Raw genomic sequence first — 8111 nt, forward strand, 5'->3', positions numbered from 1 at the left:
ATCTCGAACGCTCCTCATCCCACATGCTGAGACCACCACCATAGCAGTGCCGGTCAGTGCGGGGGCGCCCACATCATCAGGATTCCCAAGGGGAGTTCTGAATGGACGAGCAGCGATTTGTGGTGACGGATGGGATATGGGCGCGCGTTGAACCCCACCTTCCCGGCAAGAAGAGCGATAGCGGTGTGACGGGTAAGGACAATCGCATGTTTTTAGAGGCGGTTCTCTGGCGTGTGCGCACCGGTCTTCCATGGCGGGATCTGCCGCCGGAATTCGGCAATTGGAACAGCGTGTTCCGGCGCTTCCGACGATGGGCGAAGGGTGGTGTTTTCGAACGTCTTTTCAGAGAGATCCGCGGCGAGCCGGATTTTGAATACGCGCTGATCGACGGTACTATCGTTCAGGCTCACCAGAAGGCGAGCGGCGCAAGGGGGGGACTCACGCTCAGGCCATCGGGCGCTCGCGCGGCGGACTGACCACCAAGATCGTGGCGCTGGTCGATGCGCTTGGAAACCTGTTCAACCTTGTTCTCCTGCCGGGTCAGGCTCATGACCTGAAAGGCGTCGCACCGCTGATCGAGGACGTAGCATTCGATGCGCTTCTGGCCGACAAGGCCTTCGATGCTGACTGGCTGCTTGCCGAGTTGGATGTGCGCGGCGCGAGCGCAGTCATTCCGCCCAAAGCGAACCGCAAGATCAAGCGCAATTACGACCGGCATGCCTATAAGTGGCGACACCTGGTCGAGAACTTCTTCGCGAAGATCAAGGAGTTCCGAGCCATCGCTACGCGCTACGAGAAAACTGCCTGCAGTTACACCGCCAACTGGCACCTCGTCGCGACAATCCTCGCCGCGAAGTGAATGTCCACAGGCCTTAGTCGAAAACGGCGCGGCGGCTTTGTCGCCTCGATCTGCCAGCAAGGCAGGCGGTGGCAGCTGCCACCGCCTGCGCCAATCATCCCGGCTTTCGGATCGCCAGCAAAACGGTGTTCACGTTGGTTCCGGCGTGGGCGAAAGAGCCGAGAGGAAGGTCGATCCATTTCCGACCATGGAAATAGATAGCGCTGCACCCCTCGATCATGCGGTGCAGGGCCTTATGGCGCTGATCCTCGCCATATTCGGCGCGGGCGCTCATGATCGCCACCAGCACGCCACCGGGTTTCAGGAAGGCGAGCGCGTGGCGCACATGGTCACAGTCTCGGCCGCGATCGAACGGCGGATTCATTATCACCGCGTCAAACGGTGTGAAGTGCTGCGGGTCCAGGGCGAGAAAGTCCCCCTCGATCGCATCCGCAAAACCATGCACGACGCGCAATTCGTGAGCGAAGCCGGGTTGCAGCTCGACGCACGTAACATCGGCGCCGGCATCGCGCGCGGCAGTCGCGAGCGCGGCCTTGCCTGCGCTTGGTTCTAGAACGCGCTGGCCTTGGCCGATCCTCGCATGTTCGATCACTTGCGCCGCGATCTCTGGCGAGGTCATGAACGCGCCGAAATTCTTGGCAGGCGTGACGTGATAGGCGGGGGCGGTTTCGGCCTCGGTCGTATCGTAGCTGTCGCCAATGGCTTCGCCGTAATACTCCGCGAGCAAGAGATTGACGCTCTGCAACATATCGTCGCGCTCGAACCAAATGTGCAGATTGCCATTCTTGAAGATTCGGACGCGGAAATAATCGCCCTGCAGAACGGTCGGCAGTGACGCGCGGTCACGCGCGGCCTGGCCGACAAGACTAGCGATGCTTGCCGCCTCGGCGACGGGGGGCTTGCCGTCCAGTTCGAGAAAAACGCGCTCCACGTCGCGCAGCGTGTCGCGGCGCTCGTAGCGCTCCCATGATCCCCATGTGTTTATCGCGCCTTCGATGATGAGCCGCGCGCCGATCTTGAAACCGTTGTGCGAACGAAAGCGGCGGTCCAGCTTGGCGAAGACATTGGCGATCCCGCGCAAATAGAGGTCGCGGCGATTTGTCCAGATATGGCCGAAAGTGGCGGTGCAATTGTCGGGCGTGAACGGAACGGGGGCATCGCGTAGCCCGTCATGAAATTCCTTTCGGGCCTGCTGGTCTAGCAGCTGGTCAAAGCCCAGCTGCTCCATGAGAGCGGTCCAGCATCGCCGGTCCATCGTTTCGGTTAGGACGCGCGCGAAATTGTCGCGTGCCTCGATAGTCTCGCGCGATCCCGTCTCCTTGTCGCGCCGCTCGATAGGCTGCGACTGGATGAAAGCGCGCGTCAATGTGTCCTCGGTCCAGTCCCGTCCACATGAGAGCGAAAGCGCGCCGCCAACGGTAAGCCGCGCCGCCTCATCGCGGGTCGAATGGTAGGTGTCATACAGGTTCAGCCAAAGGGTTATGGCCTTGTCCCGGCCCTCGCAAATGTCGGCGATCTGCGCGGGCGTCATAAGCTCTTGCCCCATGCTCACGCCTCCCCGGCAATGAGAGCGCCAAAGCCGAAGCCCTCGGCGGCGTCCTCGATGGTGGTCACGAGGCCGTCAAAATCTTCCTCCGGCCCTAGCAGCTCGGCAATCTCGATGACGGCGGGAAGGTCAGCGCCATGGTTCTCGGCAAGGTCTTTGATGTAGCCGAAGCGATCAAAGTTGCCCTCTTCCTCATAGCGCGCGAGCGAAATGGTGCGGGCGGCGTTGATCCGAAGGATCGTTGCCAGCGGAATGTCGGTCATGTGCTGTTCCCTGCCTAGAATGGAGCCGAAGGCGATGACGGGTCATCGACTTCTGCCCAGCGGCGAGCGGGGTCGGGGAATGGCGCAAATGAGGGCCGAGCATGGGGAGGGGGATCACCCGGCCTGCACGGAGCGTAGCGAAGGAAGGGCGGGGAAACCCCCATGGTCGCCAAGCGAGGCCGTTTGCGGCCGAGACGGTCCAGCCCTTGCGCCAGGGGGCCGGAACAGGCCCCTAGATCGAATGAATGACGCGGCGGCTCGTCCGCCTCAATACTGCATGTCGCTTGTGACATGCCAACAAACAGCACCGGAAGAATCCGAGTAATCGGATCCTCCGTCATTTAGTTGCCGGCGCGGTATCGCGTCACGTCCGCATGAGGCTTGCGCCGGCACTGGCTGCACCGGAGCCGCGCGATCAGCTCGTATATACGCGTATCGAAGGAAATGCGCCGGGAGCGGGCAAACTCGCCCAGGGGCACGGCGACATGCCGCCCGCAAGCGCAATGGATGCGCAGATAGCAGCTTTGCCGATACCAGATCGGATCAACGGGCTTGGGGCGGTTGTAGTTCGCGGCCATGCCGCGCTTATGCGCCAAAGAGAACAAGAGCGGAACATTCTCGCGATAGACCGCTTATTGGAACGGCAAGGATTTTGCGCTATATAGGGGATGGCTTCATTGACGGTCAGTCAATGCACCTACCTGAGCCCGCCATGCTGCGAACGTGGCGGGCTCAAACTTTCCGCCCCGCCAAGCGTTAGATAGATGGGCGGAGACCCTGCGAAGGCCCCCGCCCGCTGGGTCAGTCTTTACGCTGCCCCAGCTTTACAATCGCGATCACGAGCGCAACGGCTGCGATCGTCAATTGCATGGCTTCATATGTAGTCAATCAAATGCACCTCCTTTGAGCGGTAGGATTTGCGCCGGAGACTGCGAACCTCCGATGCCACCGCCCAAAGCTATGATACACAAAATCGCCGCGCGTGTGTGGCGACGGGCTTCACAATTTCGTGATGCCGGTGGCAGCTGCCACCGCCAACCCACGCCATCATTCCATGATTGCACCCTCGAAGCGCGCGATCAGCTGCTCGGCAAGGGAGTTGATTTCGGCGGGATCGGAGGTTTCGGTGCAATCGCTCCCCACAACAGCGTCAAACGAACCGCCGTTGAGTTGGACGACGCGGACAAGCCAAACATCGCGGCGAATTTCGCATTGATCGGGTAGCGGCCTTCCCATGATCTCGTGGAATGTCAGGTCAACCCATTGGCGAATGTCCGGATCGGATGCCGCGTCAGCAAAGTCGGCGCGGCCCGCCATGACGCTGTATCGTTCGCCCAGCATGAATTGACGATCGCGCGCGCGTCGATCCTGTTCGATCCGCTTCACGCGATCTTTCTCCGCGCGCTTCGCGGCCTGTTTCATCCGAACATCGTCGGCGCTGCTCGCCAGCGCCGCAATCATGTTGGGGACGCGCGCGGGCATGTAATGCCCCGCGCGCTCGGCCGCCTCGATCACGAATTGCAACTCGCTGATCTCAGTTGGGGACAGGGTAGCGCGAACCGCGCTCGCCGTGTTGCTGACTTTCATGGCTGCGGCTCCGGGTCCGCCTTGGCCTTGTAGGGCGCAAGGCCGATCCATGATCCGGTGCCGCCGCGGAACTGGCGCACAACGTCGCCGCCATCCCAATGGCCGGTGAAGATGCCCCGGCGGTTGATACCGCCAACGGGCCGCGTCCGCGCGGCTAGGAGGCGCGCGCGGCGGGTGTCTCTATCAAGGTGGCGCATGGGCTCCATGGTCGATCCTTCCTATTCGCTGGCGGTGTCGAGGGTGTTGCCGATCTCGTCGGCGTCGAAGTCCTCAAGGGCTGAAATCGCGTTCTCGAGTTCGGATATTGCGGCGTCCATCTTCTCCGCGCCTTCGCCGTCAGCAAGGCTCGGGGGAAGATTGTCGCGGGCGGACTGCTCGTCGTCCTTGACGGTTTCGAGCATTTCGCGCGCCTCATCAAAGAGGGCTTTGCCCTGATCGATCAGGGCGCGCGCTGCGGCGATCTGCTTGCGGCGCTCGCGGTTCATGCTGCCCCCCTCACGTCGCCGCGAACGATCTGGAAACCTGCGCGGTCCAGCTCGTCACAAAGAGCGCGCTTCCTTTCCTCGCGGGAGCCGCTGCTTGCGATGTAGCTGCACCGGCCCTGATGGAAGGCGAAGCCTGCGCGTTTCAGGCATCCGCGAAACCGCTGGTGGGTGCGTTCGCTCCAATCGAAGGTGCCCGCATAGTTGCGGAAGGCGGCGACGGCATAGACGGAACCGTAATTCTCATCACGCCAGTTCAATTCGATCTCCGGACGGGCTTTGCTCATGACTGCCTCCTTCAATATTCGTTGGCGAGAAGGATCGTGAGCACGCGCGTCGTGGCGTCGGGATTCCAAGGTTCGGCGCTGCCAAACTCTAGCTCGCGGTCGTAATAGTCGATCTTCCACATGACGGAGAGGGCGGGCCGCGTGTCGTCGTCGGTCCAGCGGGTATGCCATTGGCCGGTCACGTCGCGATAAAGGAAACCGGCGTCATGCTCGCCCCTCGGGTCATTGTCCGGGGTGAAATCCTCGAAGCTCTCGATCAGCTTGAAAATGTCGGTCTGCGCGCTGGCATCGAGCGCCCCGATTCCCTGCGTAACCACGGTGCGGCAAGTGACGCCCATGGTCCGCCGCGCAAGGTCGTTAAGCGCCGCGATGGTCGCGATCTGCTCGGGGGTAATCTCCATTCTTCCTCACTCCTTCAGGCGAAGCCGCTGCCTGCGGCCTGCGGCTCTGACCCGCTGGCGAAGCGCGGGATGGGGAGGGGGGAGCAAAATCGATGGGAGTGGTGCGGGCGGCGCGGCTAGGGAGGCCCGGCGCGCGTGAGCGTGCCGATCTGGCCGAACTTGGCGCGCAACCCGGTCCTGTCGATTATGCTTCGGGAACGAAAGGGCGGGTGCCCTTGGTGTTCCCCGGTGGCAGCTGCCACCACTGACGGGGCGCGGCCCTGGGCCGCTCGATCCTATGTGGCAGCTGACAAACTATCAGCGCGCGGCCCTCGGCCGCTCGATTGACTAGCGCTCGCGATCCTTCGGCTTGTCGGCCTTCTGCGTAGGGATTTTACCTTCGCGCAACGCGGAGACGACATTGGATTTCGCGCTCTCGGTGATCGCCGCCAGCTGCTCCTTGGACGCGCCCTTTCCAACGGCGTCGGCAACCCGCTTGTCGATGGCGATCTGAAAGGGGGCAAGCCGCGCGTCGTCGCGGTTCTGCTCGGGCGAATTTTTCTGGAACTGCTCGGCAAGGCGCAAGTCCACTTGGCTGACGCCGGGAGGCATGACCTGCATCCGGAGCGCGCGATCGGCGGCTTGAACGTCGCGCGGGCTCATCTTGTCCAGGAAGGATGCAGCGCCGGCACTGATCGCGCGAACCCGTTGAAGGGGGTCCATCCCCTCGGCCCAATTGACCTCGATCTGGTGATAGCGGCGCTGCTCGATAATTTGCACATGGTGGAGCGGTCCTTTCGGATCGCGAAAGAATGCCAGCTCTTGCGCGGAACGCTCGGCGAGCTGGCGCATGTCGCCGGAAGTCGCTGCGAGGCGGTTCAGCTGCTCATACTGCCGCGCGGCCACGGCCTGCGCGGTCGGCAAGTAGCGATTGATCTGCTCCTTGGCCTGCTCGATGCTCATGGCGCGGCGCTCGCCCGCTGGCATAAGAGAATCCATGGCGGGCGGCATGGCGATGCCCGCGGGGCCTCGCGCCGGTTCCCGGCGCGATTGCTCCTGCGGCATCGCGTCCCGAATGACCTTGGCGAGCGAGGCATGATTGCCGGTATGGAAGCTGTCTCGGCTCGCCTCCATCCAATCCATCGGCCCCATTGCCTGAATCGAAACGAACTTCTCTGCCGCGAGGGAGTGAAGCTGCAAATGCAGGCGCATTGTGCGGCCGTTCCCTTCGCGGAACGGGTGAATGGCGTTCAGCTCGGAGATATGGCGCGCCATCGTGTCGGCGAAGCGATCACGGTCCATGGATTTGAGAGTTTGAAGATCCGGCAGCTGGCGGAACTCATGGTCCATGCTGCGCGCGATGAAGTGCGCCCGCGCAAAGGTGCTGCCCGGCTTGCTAATGTCCACGGTGCGGAATCGGCCCGCCCACTCATAGACGTCTTGGAACATATGCTTGTGGATGGCGCCATACTCGCGCGCCGTCATCGCCGGCGCGGCGCGCTGTAACGTCAGCTCACCATGCCGGACGACCGAGAAGAAGGCTTCTCGTTCCGAAAGAGTCTTATCGTCGCGTAAACCCAGCTTGTTCCTAAGAACGGTGCTGTCTCGCCAGGTATATGGATCACCCACCTGTCATGCAGCAATCTTCTGCCGCGACAGAACATCGCGGTTGTATTCCTGCGCTAGATTGATCGCCACATCGACGGGGATTTCAGTTTCTACCAATAACAAACAAAAGGCATGGTCATCGGCAAGCAATTCCAGCCCTTCAATTTTGGCATTTGCGAGTGCTTCGCAATAGACGTCCATGACGACAGGAACGTCTTCCTTGCGCCGAGGCTTGAAGCCCATCGCCTTTATGCGATTCTGATAGGTGTTGATGATATTTTCCATTTTGCACCTGATAACGACCTAGGCTGCAATATAGTTACCATATCGGGATATGTATATAAACCACTTGGGCAGACCGCAAAAATCCTAGTTCAAAATTGGGACGCCGCGATAACGCGGCGTCCGCCCGTTTTTTTGGCGCGGGGGACCGTTTCAGCCCCCTTGATCCAGCATCATCGCCAAGAGGTAATCGGCGGCATTCTGCGCTTCGCGCGCGGCCTCGAAAATGGCTCGCTTATCGTTGCGGAGCGCGGTCAACCAGTGTTCAAGGTAAGCTGCATGGTCTTCCCGTTCCTCGACCTTGAAACCGACGATGGCGCCGATGAAACAGGCTCCCAGCTCCGCCACTAACTCGTCCCTCGCATAGTCCGCGCGGCTTGTTGAAATCAGCGTCTTGCGGTTCAGACGGCTTTCATGGCCTGCAAGATGCACTGCCTCATGAGCGAGCGTGGCATAATAATCATCGGCGGAATGAAACACCTTGAAGGGCGGCATCTGAATGTAGTCGTCGCGGGTGTGATAGAAGGCTTGCGATCCGCCAACGCGATGATCTGCCCCCCGCTGAGTGGCCCAGAGACTATGATAGTCTGGACCACGAAAGGGACGACGAATGCCGAGCAAGAAGCACAAGCCGGAAGAGATTATCGGCAAGCTGCGTGAAGTTGAGATTGTGCTGGCGCAGGGCGCCTCGACCGCTGAAGCGTGCCGGCGGATCGCGGTCAGCGAACAGACCTATTAGGCCCAGTCGGCCCGAAGCTGCGATTTTGGCCAGGTTGAAGAACGAACACTGAACGCTTGATTGATTCTACCAGGACCG

11 protein-coding genes and 2 pseudogenes are annotated in these 8111 nt (G+C 61.3%); 2 read left to right on the top strand and 11 right to left on the bottom strand.

The features are described 5' to 3' along the window. Positions 1 to 101 precede the first annotated feature (101 nt). A pseudogene (locus CV103_RS12855) lies at positions 102 to 859 on the top strand (IS5 family transposase). A 94-nt stretch (positions 860 to 953) separates the two neighbouring features. Here the strand turns inward: CV103_RS12855 and CV103_RS12860 are convergent. The 11 genes from CV103_RS12860 to CV103_RS12910 all read right to left on the bottom strand — a co-directional run bounded on the left by CV103_RS12860 (position 954) and on the right by CV103_RS12910 (position 7915). After that, complete coding sequence (locus CV103_RS12860) at positions 954 to 2405, bottom strand: DUF4942 domain-containing protein (RefSeq protein ID WP_223811159.1); 1452 nt, start codon at positions 2403 to 2405, stop codon at positions 954 to 956. Between the two features lie 2 nt (positions 2406 to 2407). Beyond that, a complete protein-coding gene (locus tag CV103_RS12865) occupies positions 2408 to 2668 on the bottom strand; it encodes a hypothetical protein (protein WP_020820235.1) in 261 nt (86 codons plus the stop codon). 341 nt (positions 2669 to 3009) lie between these two features. After that, positions 3010 to 3246, bottom strand: a complete 237-nt coding sequence (locus CV103_RS12870; protein ID WP_020820234.1) for a hypothetical protein — start codon at positions 3244 to 3246, stop codon at positions 3010 to 3012. Between the two features lie 469 nt (positions 3247 to 3715). After that, positions 3716 to 4255 carry a hypothetical protein gene (locus CV103_RS12875; RefSeq protein ID WP_020820233.1) on the bottom strand — a complete coding sequence of 180 codons (540 nt, stop codon included), beginning with the start codon at positions 4253 to 4255 and terminating at the stop codon, positions 3716 to 3718. Then, entirely contained in the window at positions 4252 to 4452 is a 201-nt protein-coding gene (locus CV103_RS12880) for a hypothetical protein (RefSeq protein ID WP_235862805.1), read from the bottom strand. Before CV103_RS12880 ends, CV103_RS12875 begins: the two co-directional genes overlap by 4 nt. 21 nt (positions 4453 to 4473) lie before the next feature. Further along, positions 4474 to 4740, bottom strand: a complete 267-nt coding sequence (locus tag CV103_RS12885; RefSeq protein WP_020820231.1) for a hypothetical protein — start codon at positions 4738 to 4740, stop codon at positions 4474 to 4476. Continuing rightward, positions 4737 to 5024 (bottom strand): hypothetical protein, encoded by a 288-nt coding sequence (locus CV103_RS12890; RefSeq protein WP_020820230.1) that lies wholly within the window; start codon positions 5022 to 5024, stop codon positions 4737 to 4739. Before CV103_RS12890 ends, CV103_RS12885 begins: the two co-directional genes overlap by 4 nt. Positions 5025 to 5035: 11 nt before the next feature. Continuing rightward, positions 5036 to 5425 carry a DUF3768 domain-containing protein gene (locus CV103_RS12895; RefSeq protein ID WP_020820229.1) on the bottom strand — a complete coding sequence of 130 codons (390 nt, stop codon included), beginning with the start codon at positions 5423 to 5425 and terminating at the stop codon, positions 5036 to 5038. Positions 5426 to 5752: 327 nt separating this feature from the next. After that, on the bottom strand, positions 5753 to 7033 hold the full coding sequence (locus CV103_RS12900; RefSeq protein WP_025160929.1) for a Fic/DOC family protein: 1281 nt from the start codon (positions 7031 to 7033) through the stop codon (positions 5753 to 5755). Positions 7034 to 7036: 3 nt separating this feature from the next. Further along, positions 7037 to 7297, bottom strand: a complete 261-nt coding sequence (locus CV103_RS12905) for a hypothetical protein (RefSeq protein WP_020820227.1) — start codon at positions 7295 to 7297, stop codon at positions 7037 to 7039. A 150-nt stretch (positions 7298 to 7447) separates the two neighbouring features. After that, positions 7448 to 7915 (bottom strand): zincin-like metallopeptidase domain-containing protein, encoded by a 468-nt coding sequence (locus CV103_RS12910; protein ID WP_025160928.1) that lies wholly within the window; start codon positions 7913 to 7915, stop codon positions 7448 to 7450. Here CV103_RS12910 and CV103_RS12915 point away from each other — a divergent pair. Continuing rightward, a pseudogene (locus CV103_RS12915) lies at positions 7905 to 8030 on the top strand (IS3 family transposase); the annotation flags it as partial. The gene CV103_RS12910 and the pseudogene CV103_RS12915 sit on opposite strands and share 11 nt — an antisense overlap. Positions 8031 to 8111: the final 81 nt, after the last annotated feature.

This window comes from Edaphosphingomonas fennica, from assembly GCF_003034225.1.
GTDB classification, from domain to species: domain Bacteria; phylum Pseudomonadota; class Alphaproteobacteria; order Sphingomonadales; family Sphingomonadaceae; genus Sphingomonas_E; species Sphingomonas_E fennica.

Bases quoted from the DNA above. Each gene is read 5' to 3' on its own strand.
- CV103_RS12860 (WP_223811159.1), bottom strand. From the start codon at position 2,405: ATGGGGCAAGAGCTTATGACGCCCGCGCAGATCGCCGACATTTGCGAG.
- CV103_RS12865 (WP_020820235.1), bottom strand. From the start codon at position 2,668: ATGACCGACATTCCGCTGGCAACGATCCTTCGGATCAACGCCGCCCGC.
- CV103_RS12870 (WP_020820234.1), bottom strand. From the start codon at position 3,246: ATGGCCGCGAACTACAACCGCCCCAAGCCCGTTGATCCGATCTGGTAT.
- CV103_RS12875 (WP_020820233.1), bottom strand. From the start codon at position 4,255: ATGAAAGTCAGCAACACGGCGAGCGCGGTTCGCGCTACCCTGTCCCCA.
- CV103_RS12880 (WP_235862805.1), bottom strand. From the start codon at position 4,452: ATGCGCCACCTTGATAGAGACACCCGCCGCGCGCGCCTCCTAGCCGCG.
- CV103_RS12885 (WP_020820231.1), bottom strand. From the start codon at position 4,740: ATGAACCGCGAGCGCCGCAAGCAGATCGCCGCAGCGCGCGCCCTGATC.
- CV103_RS12890 (WP_020820230.1), bottom strand. From the start codon at position 5,024: ATGAGCAAAGCCCGTCCGGAGATCGAATTGAACTGGCGTGATGAGAAT.
- CV103_RS12895 (WP_020820229.1), bottom strand. From the start codon at position 5,425: ATGGAGATTACCCCCGAGCAGATCGCGACCATCGCGGCGCTTAACGAC.
- CV103_RS12905 (WP_020820227.1), bottom strand. From the start codon at position 7,297: ATGGAAAATATCATCAACACCTATCAGAATCGCATAAAGGCGATGGGC.